This window comes from Maritimibacter fusiformis, assembly GCF_008086115.1.
GTDB lineage: Bacteria > Pseudomonadota > Alphaproteobacteria > Rhodobacterales > Rhodobacteraceae > Muriiphilus > Muriiphilus fusiformis.
Genome location: NZ_VSIY01000009.1, coordinates 1 through 18,050 on the forward strand (window position 1 = coordinate 1; position 18,050 = coordinate 18,050).

15 protein-coding genes are annotated in these 18,050 nt (G+C 68.0%); 6 read left to right on the forward strand and 9 right to left on the reverse strand.

All coding sequences use genetic code 11. The features are described from left to right. Window positions 1-458 precede the first annotated feature (458 nt). The 4 genes from cobA (at window position 459) to FVF75_RS10620 (ending at window position 4,928) form a co-directional block, all read left to right on the forward strand. Window positions 459-1,292 (forward strand): uroporphyrinogen-III C-methyltransferase, encoded by an 834-nt coding sequence (gene cobA, locus FVF75_RS10605; RefSeq protein ID WP_148377957.1) that lies wholly within the window; start codon window positions 459-461, stop codon window positions 1,290-1,292. Beyond that, window positions 1,289-2,557, forward strand: a complete 1,269-nt coding sequence (locus FVF75_RS10610) for a cobyrinic acid a,c-diamide synthase CobB (protein ID WP_148377958.1) — start codon at window positions 1,289-1,291, stop codon at window positions 2,555-2,557. The genes cobA and FVF75_RS10610 overlap by 4 nt, the downstream gene beginning before the upstream one ends. A 49-nt stretch (window positions 2,558-2,606) precedes the next feature. Beyond that, window positions 2,607-3,830, forward strand: coding sequence for an MFS transporter (locus FVF75_RS10615; protein ID WP_148377959.1), 1,224 nt, complete (start codon window positions 2,607-2,609; stop codon window positions 3,828-3,830). A gap of 69 nt (window positions 3,831-3,899) precedes the next feature. Beyond that, the gene (locus FVF75_RS10620) at window positions 3,900-4,928 is read left to right on the forward strand and encodes a YncE family protein (protein WP_148377960.1); all 1,029 of its coding nucleotides are present in this window, start codon (window positions 3,900-3,902) and stop codon (window positions 4,926-4,928) included. On the opposite strand, the gene FVF75_RS10625 is transcribed toward FVF75_RS10620, so the two are convergent. From FVF75_RS10625 to FVF75_RS10640, 4 genes are all read right to left on the reverse strand, one after another. After that, window positions 4,906-5,664, reverse strand: a complete 759-nt coding sequence (locus FVF75_RS10625; RefSeq protein WP_187393047.1) for a squalene/phytoene synthase family protein — start codon at window positions 5,662-5,664, stop codon at window positions 4,906-4,908. The genes FVF75_RS10620 and FVF75_RS10625 overlap by 23 nt on opposite strands. Then, window positions 5,661-7,280, reverse strand: coding sequence for a citramalate synthase (cimA, locus tag FVF75_RS10630; RefSeq protein WP_148377962.1), 1,620 nt, complete (start codon window positions 7,278-7,280; stop codon window positions 5,661-5,663). The genes FVF75_RS10625 and cimA overlap by 4 nt, the downstream gene beginning before the upstream one ends. Window positions 7,281-7,521: 241 nt before the next feature. Continuing rightward, the gene (cysS, locus tag FVF75_RS10635) at window positions 7,522-9,045 is read right to left on the reverse strand and encodes a cysteine--tRNA ligase (RefSeq protein WP_148377963.1); all 1,524 of its coding nucleotides are present in this window, start codon (window positions 9,043-9,045) and stop codon (window positions 7,522-7,524) included. A gap of 149 nt (window positions 9,046-9,194) precedes the next feature. Beyond that, window positions 9,195-9,770, reverse strand: coding sequence for a DUF1697 domain-containing protein (locus FVF75_RS10640; protein ID WP_187393048.1), 576 nt, complete (start codon window positions 9,768-9,770; stop codon window positions 9,195-9,197). Between FVF75_RS10640 and FVF75_RS10645 the strand changes: the two genes are divergently transcribed. After that, on the forward strand, window positions 9,769-10,113 hold the full coding sequence (locus tag FVF75_RS10645) for an MmcQ/YjbR family DNA-binding protein (protein WP_148377965.1): 345 nt from the start codon (window positions 9,769-9,771) through the stop codon (window positions 10,111-10,113). The genes FVF75_RS10640 and FVF75_RS10645 overlap by 2 nt on opposite strands. Here the strand turns inward: FVF75_RS10645 and FVF75_RS10650 are convergent, their stop codons facing one another. The 3 genes from FVF75_RS10650 to FVF75_RS10660 form a co-directional block, all read right to left on the reverse strand. Further along, a complete protein-coding gene (locus FVF75_RS10650; RefSeq protein ID WP_148377966.1) occupies window positions 10,114-11,118 on the reverse strand; it encodes a TDT family transporter in 1,005 nt (334 codons plus the stop codon). Between the two features lie 77 nt (window positions 11,119-11,195). Then, complete coding sequence (locus FVF75_RS10655; RefSeq protein WP_148377967.1) at window positions 11,196-12,482, reverse strand: DUF3422 family protein; 1,287 nt, start codon at window positions 12,480-12,482, stop codon at window positions 11,196-11,198. A gap of 174 nt (window positions 12,483-12,656) precedes the next feature. Beyond that, a complete protein-coding gene (locus FVF75_RS10660; protein WP_425463230.1) occupies window positions 12,657-13,820 on the reverse strand; it encodes a type III PLP-dependent enzyme in 1,164 nt (387 codons plus the stop codon). 191 nt (window positions 13,821-14,011) lie between these two features. Between FVF75_RS10660 and FVF75_RS10665 the strand changes: the two genes are divergently transcribed. Beyond that, on the forward strand, window positions 14,012-14,554 hold the full coding sequence (locus FVF75_RS10665) for a pseudouridine synthase (RefSeq protein WP_148377969.1): 543 nt from the start codon (window positions 14,012-14,014) through the stop codon (window positions 14,552-14,554). A gap of 460 nt (window positions 14,555-15,014) precedes the next feature. On the opposite strand, the gene FVF75_RS10670 is transcribed toward FVF75_RS10665, so the two are convergent. Together FVF75_RS10670 and FVF75_RS10675 are read right to left on the reverse strand one after the other, a co-directional pair. Next, entirely contained in the window at window positions 15,015-16,448 is a 1,434-nt protein-coding gene (locus tag FVF75_RS10670; RefSeq protein WP_148377970.1) for an NAD(P)(+) transhydrogenase (Re/Si-specific) subunit beta, read from the reverse strand. A gap of 15 nt (window positions 16,449-16,463) precedes the next feature. Continuing rightward, the gene (locus tag FVF75_RS10675; protein ID WP_148377971.1) at window positions 16,464-18,038 is read right to left on the reverse strand and encodes a Re/Si-specific NAD(P)(+) transhydrogenase subunit alpha; all 1,575 of its coding nucleotides are present in this window, start codon (window positions 18,036-18,038) and stop codon (window positions 16,464-16,466) included. Between the last annotated feature and the right edge of the window lie 12 nt (window positions 18,039-18,050).

Genomic DNA, 18,050 nt, shown 5'->3' on the forward strand with positions numbered 1-18,050 from the left:
ATAAGAGCACCTTAACATGCTCTCAGGAACACTCAGCTGGAATAGACCCTGGTCGAAATACTCTGGGGGCTGGGGGCAAAGCTCCCAGCCCGGGCCGGGGGTTTCACACCCCCGGACCCCCGTGGAGTATTGATTCCAAGATGAAGTATCGCACGCATGGTTTCATGCCCGTTAATCCTTTCCTGCGATAACGCTTCCCGTGCACGAAAGTGGTATCCGTGTCTCAAACCCGGGCTGACACCCCGGGGGAGCGGCAGCCGGGACACCTAAGACCACCTGATGAAGGTGCAGGCGAGGCTCTGCGCCCGGCGAAGGAACACTTGCCCCAAGGCGGGCCCGCCACTTTACCCCTTGTGAGTATGTGAGCGACCGAGAGCCAGACACCCTGCCGGGAAACCCCCGCGCGGGGCGGTCGGCTTGCCTCTTTCCCCGGCCGCGCGCCGGGGTATAACCGTGCCATGCCCGATTCCCTTCCCCTTTTCGACTGGCCCGAGATGCTGCCCGGATGGGTCTGGCTGGTCGGGGCGGGGCCGGGCGATCCGGGGCTTTTGACGCTGCATGGGCTGAATGCGCTGAGGCAGGCCGATACCATCGTGCATGACGCGCTGATCGACGCGCGGCTGCTGGACTGGGTCGCGCCGGGAGCCGAGCGGATCGCGATGGGCAAGCGCGGCGGCGTGGCTTCGCCGACACAGGCCGAGATTTCCGCGCGCCTGGTCGGGCTGGCGCGCGCGGGCCGCCGGGTGCTGCGGCTCAAGGGCGGCGATCCCTTCGTGTTCGGGCGCGGCGGCGAGGAAGCGCAGGCGCTGGCCCGGGCCGGGGTTCCGTTTCGCATCGTGCCGGGCATTTCGGCGGGCATCGGCGGGCTGGCCCATGCCGGCATCCCGGTCACCCATGCCAGCGTCAACCAGGCCGTGACCTTCGTCACCGGCCACGACACCGAGGGCCTTGCCCCCCGGCTCGACTGGGGCGCCATCGCACGCGGTAGCCCGGTGATCGTGATCTACATGGGCATGCGCAATCTGGCCGAGATCGCGGGCAGGCTGATCGCCGCCGGGCGCGACCCAGCCGAGCCCGTGGCCATCGTCGCCTCGGCCACGATGCCGGGCGAGCGGGTGCTGGAGACCACGCTGGGCACCTGCGCCGCCGAGGCCGAAGCCGCCGGCATCGCCGCCCCCGCCATCGTCTGCGTCGGGCAGGCCGTGAAGCTGCGCCAGGCGCTCGACTGGCAGCGGCTGGTGGCCGGGCGCCCCCTGCGCGACACCGATCCGCTGGGCACGGGGGAGGCGTGAGCCGGGGGCTGATCCTGGCCGCGCCGTCCTCGGGCAGCGGCAAGACCACGCTGACGCTGGGGCTTTTGCGCGCGCTTGCCCGGCGCGGCGACGCGGTTCGGGGGGCCAAGTCCGGCCCCGACTACATCGACCCGCGCTTTCACGAGGCCGCCTGCGGCGCGCCCTGCCCCAACCTCGATGCCTGGGCGATGTCGCCCGCGCGCATCGCGGCCCTGGCCGCCGGACCCGGCCTTGTGCTGATCGAGGGGGCGATGGGCCTCTTTGACGGCGCGCCGCCCGATGGCAGGGGCGCGACCGCCGATCTGGCGCGACAGCTTGGCCTGCCGGTGCTGCTGGTTGTCGATTGCGCGCGCATGGCCCACAGCGTCGCGGCGCTGGTCGCGGGTTTTGCCGGGCACGATCCGGCGGTGCGCATCGCCGGGGTGATCCTGAACCGCATCGGCAGCCCGCGCCACGAGGCAATGTTGCGCCGGGCGCTGGAGCCGCTGGGCCTGCCGGTCATCGGCGCGCTGCCGCGGCTGGCCCGGTTGCAGCACCCGTCGCGCCACCTCGGCCTGGTGCAGGCGGGCGAGCGGGCGGACCTCGACACCTGGCTCGATCAGGTCGCGGGTGAAGTCGCCGCTTCCATCGACCTCGACGCGCTCACGGCGCTGGCTGCACCCCTGCCCGATGCGCCGCAAGCGCCGCACCTTGCCCCGCCGGGCCAGCGCATCGCCGTCGCGTGCGACCGCGCCTTTGCCTTTGCCTATCCGCACATGCTGGACGACTGGCGCGCGGGCGGGGCCGAGATCGTGGCGTTCTCGCCGCTGGCCGACGAGGCCCCGGACCCGGACGCCGATTTCATCTTCCTGCCCGGCGGCTACCCCGAGCTGCACGCAGGCACCCTGGCCGCCGCCGCCACCTTCCGGGCCGGGATGGTTGCGGCGACCTGTCCCGTGTTTGGCGAATGCGGCGGCTACATGGTGCTGGGGCGCGGGCTTGTCGATGCCGCGGGCGCGCGCCACGAGATGCTGGGGCTGGTCGACCTCGAGACCAGTTTCGCCACCCGCAGCCTGCACCTGGGCTATCGCCATGTCACCGCCACCGCCGGGCCGCTCAGGGGCCGTTGGGCCGCGCATGAGTTCCACTATGCCACGGTGACGCACGAACAAGGCCAGCCGCTGTTTGCCGCCACCGATGCCGAGGGCGCCGCGCTGGCCCCGATGGGGCTGACGACGGGGCGCGTTTTCGGTTCCTTCGCGCATCTGATCGACCGGGTCGACTAGGGGCGGAATTGGCCTTCCCTTTCCCCGCGCCCGGCGATACGCATTCCCGATGAGCGATATGTCCACCCCCATCGACGACCGCAAAGCCAGGCGCAACGTCGCCATTCTGGTGCTCGCACAGGCGTTCCTGGGCGCGCAGATGCCGATGATCTACACCATTGGCGGGCTGGCCGGGCAGTCGCTGGCGTCGAACCTGTGTTTCGCGACTCTGCCGATCTCGCTGATCGTGGTGGCGACGATGCTGATGGCCAACCCGATGTCGTGGATCATGCAGACCTATGGCCGCCGCGCCGGTTTCTGGGTCGGCACCGCCGGCGGCACGCTGGGCGCGATCATCGGGGCCTATGCGCTGATGCAGGCCAGTTTCGGGCTGTTCCTGGTCGGCTCGTTCTTCACCGGGTTCTACCAGTCGGCGCAGGGGTTCTACCGCTTTGCCGCCGCCGACACGGCATCGGACGATTTCCGGCCCAAGGCGATTTCCTACGTGATGGCGGGCGGTCTGGCCTCGGCGATCATCGGCCCGCAACTGGTCAAGGTCACCTCCGATGCGATGGTGGTGCCGTTCCTGGGTGCCTACCTCACGGTGATCGCGATCAACGTGATCGGGTCGCTGCTGTTTCTCGGCATCGACATTCCGAAACCGCCGAAACCCCATGTCGACGCGCCGCGCGGGCGCTCGGTGTGGGAGCTTCTGACCACCCCCACCATCGCGGTGGCGGTGATCGTCGCGATGGTCAGCTATTCGCTGATGAACCTGGTGATGACCTCGACGCCGCTTGCCGTGGTCGGCTGCGGCTTCGAGCAGTCGACCGCCGCCGATATCGTCTCGGCGCATGTGCTGGCGATGTTCATCCCCAGCTTCTTCACCGGCCACCTGATCGCGCGCTTCGGCGCGCGCAAGATCATGGCCGCCGGGCTGATGATTCTCGGCGGCGCGGGCGTTGTGGCGCTGCAAGGTGTCGAGCTCGAGAACTTCTTCATCGCGCTGATCCTGCTGGGGGTCGGCTGGAACTTCGGCTTCATCGGCGCCACCTCGATGCTGGCCGGCGCCCACGAGGCGCATGAGCGCGGCCGCATCCAGGGCATGAACGACATGATCGTGTTCGGCGGCGTGACCGTGGCGTCGCTGGCCTCGGGCGGGCTGATGAACTGCTCGGGCGGCACGGCGCAGGACGGCTGGACGGCGGTCAACCTCGCGATGGTGCCGCTTCTGGCGCTGGCCGGGGCGGCGCTGATCTGGCTGGTGATGCGCCCGCAGGACGCGGACACCTGAGCCCGCGCAAGGGATTGGCACGGCTTTGAAATCTGTTACGCTGCCCCGGTAAACCGGGGGGTGCACATCTTGACCAGTATCGACGTTTCCGACCACGCGGCCAGGCTCGCCTTCACCGGCGCCGACACCGGCGGCCTGCCCGACCTCGGCCGCACCGAGGATTGCCGCTTTTCGCCGGACGGGCGGCTTTTGTTGGTGGCGGGCTATGCGGCGCAGTCCATCGCGGTGTTCCGGGTCGCCGGCACCGGCCCCGGCAAGCTGCATCTCGACGGCATGGCGTGGCTGTCCCACCCCCGCATGAACCATCCGCACGGTGTCGATTTCATCGACGCGCGCACCATCGCCATCGCCAACCGCAAGGGCCGGCTGAGCGTCCATTCCCTGCCCGACACCGCCTTCGACGGCCGCCGCCACACCGCGCCGATGCGCGCCAACATTCGCCGCGCCGTCCGGGGCGAGCCGATGAAGACCCCCGGCTCGATCGCGGTGATCGGGCGCGGGCCGGGGCGCTACGACCTTCTGGCCTGCCTCAACTACCGCCACGCCATGACCCTGCAATCCATGCAGCACCGCTTCGGCCTTCATATCCGGCGCGGCGGGCGCATCGTGCTCGAGGCGGGGCTGGCCATTCCCGATGGAGTCTCGGTCTGCCGTGCCACCGGGCGGGTCGCGATCTCGAACCACAACGAACACGCGGTGCGCCTCTATCCCTCCGCCGACAGCCTCACCCCCGAGGCCGAACCCTGCGGGCGGCTGACCGGTGCGGGCTATCCGCACGGGCTTCGGTTCTTCGACAACGGCCGGGCGCTGATGGTGGCCGATGCGGGCGCGCCGCTGGTGCACCTCTACCGCGACCCCGAGGCGCGCTGGCAGGGCGAGCGCGCACCCTTGGCCAGTTTCCGGGTGATGGACGAGGCCACCTTTGCCGCCGGGCATTACAACCCGCAGGAAGGCGGGCCGAAGGGCATCGACATCGACCCGTCCGAGCATCTGATGCTGGTGACCAGCGAACACCAGCAGCTTGCCGCCTTCGACCTCGCCGCGCTGAGGCGGCTGGCCGAGGGGCGCGGCGCGCCTACCAGCGGCGCAGCAGGCTGACCCCGATCAACCGCAACCGCGCGCCCGCCTCGGCGCCGGCCAGCCGGGGCGTGCCGATCCAGTCGGGATGCGCCCTCGCGCGGTTCAGCACACCAGGCGCGCGCCAGGCGCTGCGGGCCGCTGGCAGGGCGGCGCCGAACCGGGCCGCGCGCGCGGTGGCAAGATCGTCGCCCGCCCGCGCGATCAGCCCGGCGTAGTCGCCCGACGGCCAGGCCGCCCAGCCCCGCGCGCGCAATTCCGCCACCGCCATCAGCCAGTTGGCCAGCCCCAGCGCCCGGCCCAGCGCCCGCGCCGGAGCCTCGAGCGCCTTGTCAGCCCCCAGCGCCGCCACACCGGCCCACATCAGCCCGCCATTGGTCGCGTCGAGATAGTCCCACAGCGCCGCCTCGGTCTCGAACGGTTCGCGCGCCACATCGGCCCAGCGCGCCACCACGATGTGATCGAGCGTGTCCGGCGACAGCCCCGCCCCGTGCAGCGCGCCGGCCAGCGGTGCCGCCACCTCATGCGCCGGCACCGGCCCGCCGCCCGCGATCCCCGCCAGCGTGTCGCGCCAGAACTGAAGCCGCATCTGCGCGATCATCGGCTCCTGGCTCACCCAGGGCGCGCGCGCCACCTCGAGGTTGAAGGCATAGAGCGGCAGCAGTTTCTCGCGTGCCGAAACCGGCCCGCTCATGGTGGCGCGAAAGCGGTCCGGGTCGCCCGCCGCCACGATTTCGGCGCAGGCGGCAATGCTCATGCCGGCGCCACCCCGTCGCGCACCAGCTTCCAGTTGATCGCGTCCAGAAGTGATTCGAAGCTCGCGTCGACGATGTTGGGGCTGACCCCCACGGTCGACCATTGCCGGCCCTCGCCGTCCTCGCTGTCGATGATCACGCGGGTCACCGCCTCGGTGCCGCCCTGGGTGATGCGGACCTTGAAATCGACCAGCCGCATGTCGTCGATGCAGTCCTGGTAGGGGCCCAGATCCTTGCCCAGCGCCTTGGCCAGCGCGTTGACCGGGCCGCGATCCGCGCCGATCTCGTCCATCGATTCCGACACCGACAGCGTCTTGGCGCCGCCGATCTTGACCACCACCACGGCCTCCGACAGGCTGACCATGCGGTCATACTTGTTCTTGCGCCGCTCGACCGTGACCCGGTAGCGCTTGACCTCGAAGAACGCCGGCATCAGCCCCAGCATCCGCCGCGCCACCAGCTCGAACGAGGCCTGCGCCCCGTCATAGGCATAGCCCTGATCCTCGCGCCGCTTCACCTCCTCGAGGATCTCGCCCAGCCGGGGATCAGCCCTGTCGACCTCGATCCCGGCCTCGACAAGGCGCTGGCGCAGGTTCGACTGCCCGGCCTGGTTGGACATCGGCACGATGCGGGCATTGCCGACCAGCGCCGGGTCGATGTGCTCATAGGTGGTGGGGTCTTTCAGGATGGCGCTGGCGTGCAGACCGGCCTTGTGGGCAAAGGCCGAGGCGCCGACATAGGGCGCCGATTTCACCGGCACCCGGTTCAGGATGTCGTCAAGCTGGCGCGACACCCGCGTGAGCGAGGTCAGCGCCGCCCTGTCCACGCCGATGTCGTAGGCGGAGCGATACGGCTCCTTGAGCAGCAGCGTCGGGATCAGGCTGACCAGGTTGGCATTGCCGCAGCGCTCACCCAAGCCGTTGAGCGTCCCCTGCACCTGCCGCGCACCCGCATCGACCGCGGCAAGGCTGCCCGCCACCGCGTTGCCGGTGTCGTTGTGGGTGTGGATGCCGATGTGATCGCCGGGAATGCCCGCCTCGATCACCGCGCGGGTGATGTCGTGGATCTCGCCCGGCAGGGTGCCGCCGTTGGTGTCGCACAGCACCACCCAGCGCGCGCCGGCCCGATAGGCCGCCAGCGCGCAGTCCAGCGCATAGGGCGCGTTGGCCTTGTAGCCGTCGAAGAAATGCTCGGCATCGAACAGCGCCTCGCGGCCCGACGCCACCATATGCGCGACCGAGGCGCGGATGTTCTCGAGGTTCTCCTCCAGCGTGATGCCCAGCGCGGTGGTGACATGGAAATCATGCGTCTTGCCAACGAGGCAGACGGCGGGCGTGCCCGCGTTCATCACCGCCGCCAGAACCTCGTCATTGGCCGCCGAGCGCCCGGCCCGCTTGGTCATGCCGAAGGCGGCAAAGGTCGCGCGGGTCTCGGGCCGGGCCTCGAAGAACTCGCTGTCGGTGGGATTGGCCCCGGGCCAGCCGCCCTCGATATAGTCGATCCCCAACCCGTCGAGCGCTTCGGCAATCGCCACCTTCTCCGGCGTCGAGAACTGCACGCCTTGCGTCTGCTGCCCGTCGCGCAGGGTGGTGTCGTAGAGATAGAGGCGTTCAGTCATCACACCGCTCTTTCATCTTGGCCAAAATACTCCGGGGGACGTTCGGTTTGCCCCGCAAACCGAACGATGGGGGCAGCGCCCCCACTCGGTCTTGGGAATTTGCCCACTCGTAGACAACAGATCGATCTCTCGACCGGGCCGCCCGCGGCCCGGTTCGCCCCCGACCCGCCCCCCAGGGCGGGGGCGAAATCGCCCCCACCCTCGGGCCGGGGGCGAACCTGTGTTTCGAGTTGCTTCGGATTCATCTAATCCCCGTTAACTTGCTCGGATCGAACCCGGCGAGTCTGGTGACGGAGACGCCGTCTTTCGAAATACGGACTTCAGCCCCGGCAGCGACGAGTGCATCCCGCAAATGGTCGGAACGCGCATAGTCTTTCTGTGCGCGCGCTTCTTCAATCATGCCCTTAACGCGCTCGATTTCATCCATAGTAGCGAAAGAACGGACAAATACACCCCGACGCGCATCCGCATCTCGCGCGGAGTCCACAGCGACATCGCTTCGACGCAGATCAAAGCCCAGGAGCCACTGCGTAGCGAAAACACGCTCGAGAAAGTCGCCCGTGCGACTGGATGCCGGATAGCGGTCGTAGAGTGCTCTGCGTCTCAGAAGGCCAATCGCCTTCACAGTGTCGAGGTCATCCGAGAGAGCCTCAACGACTTCCGGAAAGGCGAGTTCCGGTGACGGTTGCTCATCACCAAGTGCGCGCAGCGCGCTGAGCTTTTCGCTACCTTGGGCACCGAGGATTCGCGCGAATTCATTCACGACAGCACGCGCCTCTTTGCGCCTTGCGGCTCCGAAATCCATCAAGCCCCGATAATGCGATAGCAAAAACGCCATTCGGATCTCAGAACCCGAAAACTTGCCGAGAACTTCATCCCCTTCCAGCAGATCATGCACGGTGAAGAAGTTCCCCAGTGATTTCGACATCTTGCGCCCCTCGACCTGCAACATCTCGTTGTGCAGCCAGTAGCGGGCGAAGTCCGCCTCCGGGTGGGCGCATTTCGACTGCGCGATCTCGTTCTCGTGGTGCGGAAACTGCAGATCGTTGCCGCCGCCGTGGATGTCGAAACTGTCGCCCAGAAGCTCGTGGCTCATCGCCGAGCATTCGATGTGCCAGCCCGGCCGCCCGCGTCCCCAGGGGCTGTTCCAGCCCGGTTCCTCGTCGCCCGAGGGCTTCCACAGCACGAAGTCCATCGGGTTGCGCTTGTAGGGCGCCACCTCGACCCGCGCGCCCGCGATCATGTCGTCGACCGAACGGCCCGAGAGCTTGCCGTAATCGGCATAACTCTCCACCGCGAACAGCACGTGGCCCTCGGCCTCGTAGGCATGGCCGCCCGCGATCAGCTCCTCGATCATCGCCACCATCGGCGCGATATACTCGGTCGCGCGCGGCATGTGGTCGGGCTCCAGCGCCCCCAGCGCGCCCATGTCGGCGAGATACCAGCCGATGGTCTCGTCCGAGCGTTCATGCACCAGCGCCTCGAGACTGCCCGACGCCCCGGCCTCGCGCCGCGCCAGGGCGGTGGCGTTGATCTTGTCGTCCACGTCGGTGAAATTGCGCACATAGGTCACGTGTTCGGCGCCGTAGACATGGCGCAGCAGCCGGTAGAGCACGTCGAACACCACCACGGGCCGGGCATTGCCCAGGTGCGCGCGGTCATAGACGGTGGGGCCGCAGACATACATCCGCACATTCCGGGGGTCGAGCGGCGTGAACACCTCTTTCGACCGTGTGGCGGTGTTGTAGAGCCTGATATCAACCATGTTGTCCTCGCACGTCGGGTTCGCGGCGGGCTTAGCAACTTCGTCGGAAAGTGGAAACAGAAGAACGCCCGCCAATGGGCCGGGCACCCCGGCCTATGTCAGCAGATAATGCAGCAGATGATGGCGGCGATCGTCTTCATGGCGTGGGTTTAGCCGGTCTGCCCGCCCGCGTCCAGCATTTCGGCCAGCTTGCGCACGGTGTTGAGGTTGCGGCCGGTGATCTCGGTTCCGGTCACGACCTTGCCCAGCCGCTCGGCCAGTTTCGAGCGCCCGATGCCGCCCGGCGCGTGGAAATGCACGTGCCCGCCGGTGACGCGCAGGTCTTCGTCCGGCGCCCTCAGCGCCTGAAAAAGCGCCTGATCCAGCACCGGGGCGTCCCAGCAGAAAAAGACGTGGCTCTGGTTGCCCCGCTCCGGCTGAAACGGATGCGCGGCCAGCGCGGCGCGAAAACCCTCGCCTGACAGGATCAGAACCGGGATGGCACGGCCATAGCGCCCGGCCAGCGCCGCCTCCAGCGCCGCGCGCAGCCCCTCTGCCGGACCTGCCGCGCGAAACACCAGGTTGCCCGAGGCGATGTAACTTTTCACCTCGCCCCAGCCCAGCCCTTCGGCCAGCCCGCGCAACGCCGCCATTTCGACCGCGACGCCGCCCACGTTGACGCCGCGCAGCAATGCGACCCAATTCGTGCTGGAATCACCGTTCTGCATCCGCCAGACTGTCGCCATGAGCCGCGCCGTCGTCAACGATTTCTGCCGCGCCCTGCCCGGCGCCGAGTGGTCCGAGCCGTTCGGGCCGGGGCATGACATCTGGAAGGTCGGCGGCAAGATCTTCGCGGCGATGGGCAGCGTCTCGGACGGGGTGTCGGTCAAGACCCCGGATGTCGAAACCGCGCAGATGCTGATCGAGGTCGGGGCGGGGAAAAAGGCGCCCTATTTCCACCGCTCCTGGGTGATGATCCCGTTCGATGCGGAGGCGGACGAGTTGCACCACCAGCTTTCGCGCAGCTACGACCTGGTGCGCGCCAGCCTCACCAAGAAGGCGCAGGCCGCGCTGCCGCCGCGCGCCTGATCAGGCCTCTGCCGCATTGGTCTTGACGGCCAGAACCCCCTTGACCCAAAGCTGCCCGACCTTCACCGCGATCCACGGGATGATCAGCGTCGCCGCCACCAGCGCAAGGCCCCCGATCACCCGGAACGCCTCGCCCTGCCCGGCCGCGCCCAGCACCATCATCAGCGAGGAAAACGCCGCCAGCGGAAAGGTGAACGCGCCCCAGAGCGCGCTGAACCCCGCCTCGGTCAGCCAGCGCACACGGACCACGAGGGCCGCGAAGATCGCGATGGCCACGACGCCGAACACCAACCCCAGCATGGTCTGCCCCAACAGCATCGCCACGGTGCCCAGAAGGCTCGCCGGGGCCAGGTGAATGGCCAGAAGCGGGCGCAGGGGTGCCGGCACCTCGCGCCGCACCAGTTGCATGGCCGAGGCCCCCCAGATCGCCAGCGCCATCACCAGCGTGGCCCAGAAGATCGAGGTCGACAGCGTCACCCAGCCCAGCGTTACGCCCGCGATCGGGGCCACGATGAAGCCCACGAAGGTCAGGTGAAACACCGGCGTGACCGTGCGCGCCTCGGCCGGGCCGGTCACCAGGAACCGGATCACCAGCGCCAGGATCAGCGCATGCCCGGCCAGCCCGATCCCCAGCACGACCGGCGCCGCCGCCGGCCAGAAGGCCAGGGCGGCCAGCGTCAGCAGCATCGCGCTCATCGTCATCGCCGCCAGACCGGAGCGGCCCGGAAGCACCTTGAGGTCCTCGGTCACCACGCCGGGGCGGCGCACCACCTTGGTGCCGTAGGCGACCAGCGCAAAGAGATACAGCAGCGTCACCGCCCCCATCAGCGCCTGCCCGGCCCCGGGCGTGATGCCGAAGGCGTCCGAGGCGCGCAGCCAGGCCACCGACAGGCCGGTCAGACCCAGGATCGGCGGAAAGATCGCCGGTGGCGTGCGCCGCCACAGCCCCGGTTTCGGCGTGGCGAACCGGTCAGGCCGGGGGCTGGGAAATCTGGGGGTCTGCATGGCATCGTCTCCTGTCACTGGTCCTGAAATGGCCCCGCCCGGAGCCCTTTTCCATGCGCCCGGTGGTCGCGGGCCGGCTACTTGCGGATCAGCCGCCGCCGCACCGCCCGACCCATCAGCCAGACCGCCAGCACCACCGGCACCACCAGGGCGGCCTTGGTCCAGCCCTTGTCGATCTCCAGCCGCGTGGCCACTGGCTCGGCCATGTAGGCCAAAAGCGACACCGCGTAATAGCTGATCGCCACCACCGACAGGCCCTCGACGGTTTCCTGCAGGCGAAGCTGCAGATCCGCGCGCCGGTCCATGCTTTCCAGCAGCGCCTGGTTCTGCGCCGACCGCTCGACATCGACCCGGGTGCGCAAGAGGTCGCTGGCGCGCATCGCCCGTTCGGCCATGTCGCCCAACTGGCGTTCGACCGACTTGACCGTGCGCATGGCCGGGTCATAGCGGCGCATCATGAACTCGTGAAAGGTCTGGCGCCCGTCCCAACGCTCCTCGCGCATCACCGCGATGCGGTCGGTGACGATCGCCTCATAGGCCCGGGTCGCGCCGAAGCGAAACGAGGTGCGGGCGTGCAGGGTCTCAAGCTCTGCCGAGATCTGCAACAGCTCGCCCAACTCGGCCTCATGCGCCCGGCCCTCGCCCGACAGGCCGCTGACCAGCCCCGACAATTCGCCCTCGATCACCCCCAGTCGGCCCTGCACGGCCCGCGCCCGCGCCAGCCCCAGCATCGACATGGTCTTGTAGGTCTCGATCTCGCTGATGCGCTGCACGATGCGCCCGACCCGGCGCTCGGTGACGCCGGGGGCGGCGAACACGGCAAAGCGCATGTGGCCGCCCGGGTCGATGCGGAAATCCCCCGCCACCACCGCAGCCCGGTCAAGCACATGCGCCGCCGCCAGGCTCTCGGGCACGAACCAGTCGTCGATTTTGGTGCGCATGCTGTCGTCATCCGCCATCCGCTCGACCCGGATCAGCGCCGAGGTGATGCGCACCCCCGGCGCCTCGGCCAGCCAGTCCTCGGGAAAGATGTCGAACATGGCCGGATCGAACGGGCGCGCGGCATTGCCGTCGCCAAAGAGCGTGTAAGTGACGAACTCGGTATGCTGCTCCCATTTCAGCCGGTGCTTGCCCAGCTGGCCGGAATAATGGTTGGCCCCGGGGCCGGGATGCGGCGCGCCGAACCGGTCCAGCAGATCGACCAGGTGCGCCACGTCCGCCGCCCGGTCGCGCCCGGCGGCATCCTCGGGCCGCTTGATCGCCAGGAAGGCGGCGAAACACGGCACCGTCAGCGCCGGAAACGGGCGCGCGTGCAGCTCGTTGGCCAGCGCATAGCGCAGCTCATGGTCCTGAATCTGCGCCATCATCCGCGCCCCGGGTCGTGATCCTGCGCTCTCGATAGCGCATTCACGGCCACCCGGCCAGCGCCGCCATGTCGCGCCCCGTCGCCCTTCATCTTGGCGAAATACTCCGGGAGGGGTCCGGGGAGGGCTGGCCCTCCCCGGTCGGTCGCCCGGGGCAACGCCCGGGCGAAACCGCTACAGCACGATCACGTCGAGCGGCGGAAAGCCGTTGAACCCGACCGAGGAATAGGCCGAGGTGTAGGCGCCGGTGTTGCGGATCACCACCCGGTCGCCCGCCTTCAGCGTCATCGGCAGCATCACCGGGCGCTTTTCATACAGCACATCGGCGGAATCGCAGGACGGCCCGGCCAGGATGCACGGCCCCATCGCGTCATGGTCGCGCGGCGTGGTGAACTGGTAGCGGATCGCCTCGCCCTCGGTCTCGGCCAGGCCCGAAAAGCGGCCGATGTCGAGATAGACCCAGCGGTGCGTGTCGTCGGCGGATTTCTTCGACACCAGCACCGCCTCGGCAAGGATCAGGCCCGCCTCGGCAACCATGCCCCGGCCCGGCTCGGCCATCACGCGGGGCACGGCGCCGAAACGCTCGGTCACCAGGTCCATCACCTGCGCGCCATAGCGGGTCGGCGTCTCGACCGCATCGCCGTAGAACGCCGGAAAGCCGCCGCCGATGTTCAGCACGCTCAGCTCGTGCCCCGCCGCCTGCAGCCCGCGCCAGATTTCCGCGACATGGTCGAGCACACCCGCCCACATCTCCGGCCGCCGGGTCTGCGAGCCGACATGGAACGACAGCCCCACCGGGCGGAGGCCCAGCGCCACGGCGCGGTCGAACAGCTCCGGCACCATCGTGGCGCGGCAGCCGAACTTGCGGCTGAGCGGCCAGTCGGCCTGGGAGTTTTCCACCAGCACGCGGATATAGACCTCGGCGCCGGGCGCGTTGTCGGCGATCTTCTCGAGCTCTTCCTCGGCGTCGGCGGCGAACAGCGTCACCCCGGCCTGGTGGGCAAAGGCGATGTCGCCGGCCTTCTTCACGGTGTTGCCGAACGAGATATGCGCCGCATCGGCACCCTGCGACAGGCACAGTTCGATCTCGCCGCGCGAGGCGGCATCGAAGCAAGACCCCTCGGCCACCAGCCGCTCGATGATTTCGCGGGTCGGGTTGGCCTTCACCGCATAGTGGATACGCGCAAAGCCCAGCCCGGCTTTCAAGGCGCGGTATTGCATGGATACACGCTCGATATCGAGCACCAGCGTCGGGCGGTCGACCACGGCGGTGGCGGCGAAGGCGTCAAGGCGGGAAGACAGCGCAAAGGCGCCGTGTGCAACGTGGGTCATCTGCATCTCCAACAGACAGGGGAAAACCCCAAGGTTCCAAGGAGACGTTACCGTCGCTGCATAAACGCGAGCCGGGAGGCGTGGCCAGAGGCGCGTGCGTTGGCGTCCTGATCGCGCATTTGGGACAAGTTGCGTCGCCGATCAAGAGTTTTTTCGCGAGGGGTGCATTTTTTTTGCCCCCCGGGCTAAACCGTCGCATGACCCGGCTGATCCTGTTCAACAAACCCCACGGCGTGCTGACCCAGTTCACCGACACACGCAGCCCCACGCCGCGCCCCACGCTGTCGGATTTCATCGACATTCCAGGGGTTTACCCGGCGGGGCGGCTGGATCGCGACAGCGAGGGGCTGGTGCTTCTGACCGACGACGGACGCTTGCAGGCGCGCATCGCCTCGCCGCGCCACAAGATGGAAAAAACCTACCTGGTGCAGGTCGAGGGCGCGCCGGACGAGGCCGACCTCGCCCCGCTTCGCGACGGTGTCGTGCTGAAAGACGGCCCCACCCGGCCCGCCCGCGCCCGCCTGATCGCCCCGCCCGCGCTCTGGCCGCGCGACCCGCCGGTCAGGAGTCGCAAGACCGTGCCCGATGCCTGGATCGAACTGACCCTGACCGAGGGCCGCAACCGCCAGGTCCGGCGCATGACGGCGGCCATCGGCCTGCCGACGCTGCGACTGGTGCGCTGGCGCATCGGGCCATGGTCGCTGGACGGGCTGGAGCCGGGGGCGTGGCGCGAGGGGTGACGTCATCAAGACAGCGGGATACCGCAGATCAGGACAGGCAACCGAGGTTTGCGCCCGGCACGAGGGTGGGCGCACTTCGCGCCCGCCCTGGGGGCGGGTCGGGCGCGAACCGGATCGCAAGCGATCCGGGGCAAAGGAAGCTGCGTCACTTCTGCTGCACTGGGGGCTTGACCGTTGATATGACACTTCCACGCGACTACGCGAATTCAGAATGAGGAACGAAAATGTTAAACCTAAAATATGAGACAGTGTTCCGACGCTCGAACTGCCCAGACTTCATCAAGGCACTCAAGGCGGCCAAGCGAAACCAACTTTCAGTCCATTCGGGAAGGATTGAGGTTTTGGAGGTTGCTCCCAAGCTTTCTGAGGATGGTCGACTGATCGAATTCAGACTGGTCTGGTCTCAATGAAAAAGGCCCCGCCGTCGCCAGCGGGGCCTTTCAATCATTCATCGCAGGTCTCAGTCGAGAAGCGGGATCAGGCTGTCCATCGAGGCCTTCGCGTCGCCGTAGAACATCCGCGTGTTGTCCTTGTAGAACAGCGGGTTCTCGATGCCCGAGTAGCCGGTGCCCTGGCCGCGCTTGGACACGAACACCTGCTTGGCCTTCCACACCTCCAGCACCGGCATGCCGGCGATCGGCGAGTTCGGGTCTTCCTGGGCGGCCGGGTTCACGATGTCGTTGGAGCCGATCACGATCACCACGTCGGTCGAGGGGAAATCGTCGTTGATCTCATCCATCTCCAGCACGATGTCATAGGGCACCTTGGCCTCGGCCAGCAGCACGTTCATGTGCCCCGGCAGGCGGCCGGCGACCGGGTGGATGCCGAAGCGCACGTTCTTGCCCTTGGCGCGCAGTTTCTTGGTCAGGTCCGCCACCGCGTTCTGCGCCTGGGCCACCGCCATGCCGTAGCCCGGCACGATGATGACGCTGTCGGCGTCGTTCAGCGCGGCCGCCACGCCATCGGCGTCGATGGCGATCTGCTCGCCCTCGATCGCCATCTGCTCGCCCTGCGGGCCGCCGAAGCCGCCGAGGATCACCGAGATGAAGGATCGGTTCATCGCCACGCACATGATGTAGGACAGGATCGCACCGGACGAGCCGACCAGCGCGCCGACCACGATCAACAGATCATTGCCCAGCGAGAACCCGATCGCCGCCGCGGCCCAGCCCGAGTAGGAGTTCAGCATCGAGACCACCACCGGCATGTCGGCGCCGCCGATGCCCATGATCAGGTGATAGCCGATGAAGAACGCAAGCAGCGTCATCAGGATCAGCGTCCAGATGCCGGAGCCGTTGAGATACATGATCAGCAGCACCAGCGAGCCCAGCGCGGCGCCCGCGTTCAGCGCGTGACCGCCCGGCAGCTTGACCGCGGCGGAGGAGAGCTTGCCCGCGAGCTTGCCGAAGGCGATCACCGAGCCGGTGAAGGTCACCGCGCCGATGAACACGCCCAGAAACAGCTCGACCCGCAGGATCGACTGCTCGACCGCGTCCTTCTTGGCGACCGTGGCGGCAAAACCGTCAAGCGCCTGTCTCGCCACCTCGTCCATCCCCAGCACGCGGGTCAGTTCGAGGTCGGCGTTGAAGCCCACGAAGACGGCGGCAAGGCCGACCAGCGAGTGCATGGCCGCGACCAGTTGCGGCATCTCGGTCATCTGCACGCGCCGGGCGATATAGGTGCCGATCATGCCCCCGCCGAGGATCAGCACCAGCGACACCGGCCACAGGCCCGAGCCGGGGCCGAGCAGGGTGGCGAAGACCGCCAGCGCCATGCCGACGATGCCATACCAGACCGCGCGCTTGGCGCTTTCCTGCCCCGACAGCCCGCCGAGCGAGAGGATGAAGAGGACGGCCGCGACGATATAGGCGGCGGTGGTGAATCCGAAGTCCATTGCCCTGCCCTCTCTTTATGATTTCTGGAACATGGCGAGCATCCGCCGGGTGACGAGGAAGCCGCCGAAGATGTTGATCCCGGCCATGAACACCGAGATCGCGGCCAGGATCATCACCAGCGACGCCCCCGATCCGATCTGCAACAGCGCCCCGACGATGATGATCGACGAGATCGCGTTGGTGACCGCCATCAAGGGCGTGTGCAGCGCGTGGCTGACGTTCCAGATCACTTGGAAGCCGACGAAGACCGCCAGCACGAAGACGATGAAATGCTGCATGAAGCTGGCCGGCGCGATCAGCCCGACGCCGAGCATCGCGAGGCCGCCGATGGCCAGCAGGCTGACCTGCCGCCGGGTCTGGGCCTTGAACGCGGCCACTTCCTGGGCGCGTCGTTCTTCCGGGGTCAGGGTCTTGACCTCGGTGGCCCTGGGCTTGGCCGCGATGGCCTGCACCTTGGGTGGCGGCGGCGGAAAGGTGATCTCGCCCTGGTAGGTCACGGTCGCGCCGCGGATCACGTCGTCGTCCATGTTGTGCACGATCTTGCCGTCCTTGTCGGGGGTCAGATCGCTGAGCATGTGGCGCACGTTGTTGGCATAGAGCGTCGAGGCCTGGGTGGCCATGCGCGACGGAAAGTCGGTGTAGCCGATGATGGTGACGCCGTTGTCGGTCACGATCTTCTCATCGGGCACGGTCAGCTTGCAGTTGCCGCCCTTCTCGGCGGCCAGGTCGACGATCACGCTGCCGGGCTTCATCGCCGCGACCATGTCCTCGGTCCACAATTCCGGCGCTTCGCGGTTGGGAATGAGCGCGGTGGTGATGACGATGTCCATCTCGGGGGCAAGCTCGCGGAACTTGGCCAGTTGCGCCTCGCGGAACTCGGGCGAGGACACCGAAGCATAGCCGCCGGTGGCGGACCCGTCGGTCTGTTCTTCCTCGAAGTCGAGATAGACGAACTCGGCGCCCATCGATTCGACCTGTTCGGCCACTTCCGGGCGCACGTCGAAGGCGTAGGTGATCGCGCCCAGCGAGGTCGAGGTGCCGATGGCCGCCAGCCCCGCGACACCGGCGCCGACCACCAGGACCTTGGCCGGCGGCACCTTGCCCGCCGCCGTCACCTGCCCGGTGAAGAAGCGGCCGAAGTTGTTGCCCGCCTCGATCACCGCGCGGTAGCCCGCGATATTGGCCATCGACGACAGCGCGTCCATCTTCTGGGCGCGCGAGATGCGCGGCACCATTTCCATGGCGATGACGTTGGCGCCCTTTTCCTTGGCCAGTTCCAGCCCGGCCTCGTTGCCGCCGGGGTTGAAGAAGGTGATCAGCGTCTTGTCCCTGGTCAGGCGCTTGAGTTCCGCTTCGGTCGGGATGCGGACCTTGGCGATCACGTCGGCCTCTTTCCACAGGCTTGCGGCGGTCTTGACGACCTTGACGCCCGCGGCCTCGTAATCCGCGTCCGAAAACCCGGCCGCCGCGCCTGCGCCCGCCTGGATCAGGCATTCATGGCCAAGCTTTTGCAGCATTCCGGCCGATTCCGGGGTCATCGCGACCCGGTTCTCGCCGGCTTCCACTTCCTTTGGAACTCCGATCTTCACGTCTCAAGTCCT

Coding starts and splice junctions, on each gene's coding strand:
- cobA (WP_148377957.1), top strand. CDS start 459: ATGCCCGATTCCCTTCCCCTTTTCGACTGGCCCGAGATGCTGCCCGGA.
- FVF75_RS10640 (WP_187393048.1), bottom strand. CDS start 9,770: ATGGCGACAGTCTGGCGGATGCAGAACGGTGATTCCAGCACGAATTGG.
- FVF75_RS10645 (WP_148377965.1), top strand. CDS start 9,769: ATGAGCCGCGCCGTCGTCAACGATTTCTGCCGCGCCCTGCCCGGCGCC.
- FVF75_RS10670 (WP_148377970.1), bottom strand. CDS start 16,448: ATGGACTTCGGATTCACCACCGCCGCCTATATCGTCGCGGCCGTCCTC.
- cysS (WP_148377963.1), bottom strand. CDS start 9,045: ATGGTTGATATCAGGCTCTACAACACCGCCACACGGTCGAAAGAGGTG.
- FVF75_RS10660 (WP_425463230.1), bottom strand. CDS start 13,820: ATGCAGATGACCCACGTTGCACACGGCGCCTTTGCGCTGTCTTCCCGC.
- FVF75_RS10655 (WP_148377967.1), bottom strand. CDS start 12,482: ATGGCGCAGATTCAGGACCATGAGCTGCGCTATGCGCTGGCCAACGAG.
- FVF75_RS10665 (WP_148377969.1), top strand. CDS start 14,012: ATGACCCGGCTGATCCTGTTCAACAAACCCCACGGCGTGCTGACCCAG.
- FVF75_RS10625 (WP_187393047.1), bottom strand. CDS start 5,664: ATGAGCATTGCCGCCTGCGCCGAAATCGTGGCGGCGGGCGACCCGGAC.
- cimA (WP_148377962.1), bottom strand. CDS start 7,280: ATGACTGAACGCCTCTATCTCTACGACACCACCCTGCGCGACGGGCAG.
- FVF75_RS10615 (WP_148377959.1), top strand. CDS start 2,607: ATGAGCGATATGTCCACCCCCATCGACGACCGCAAAGCCAGGCGCAAC.
- FVF75_RS10650 (WP_148377966.1), bottom strand. CDS start 11,118: ATGCAGACCCCCAGATTTCCCAGCCCCCGGCCTGACCGGTTCGCCACG.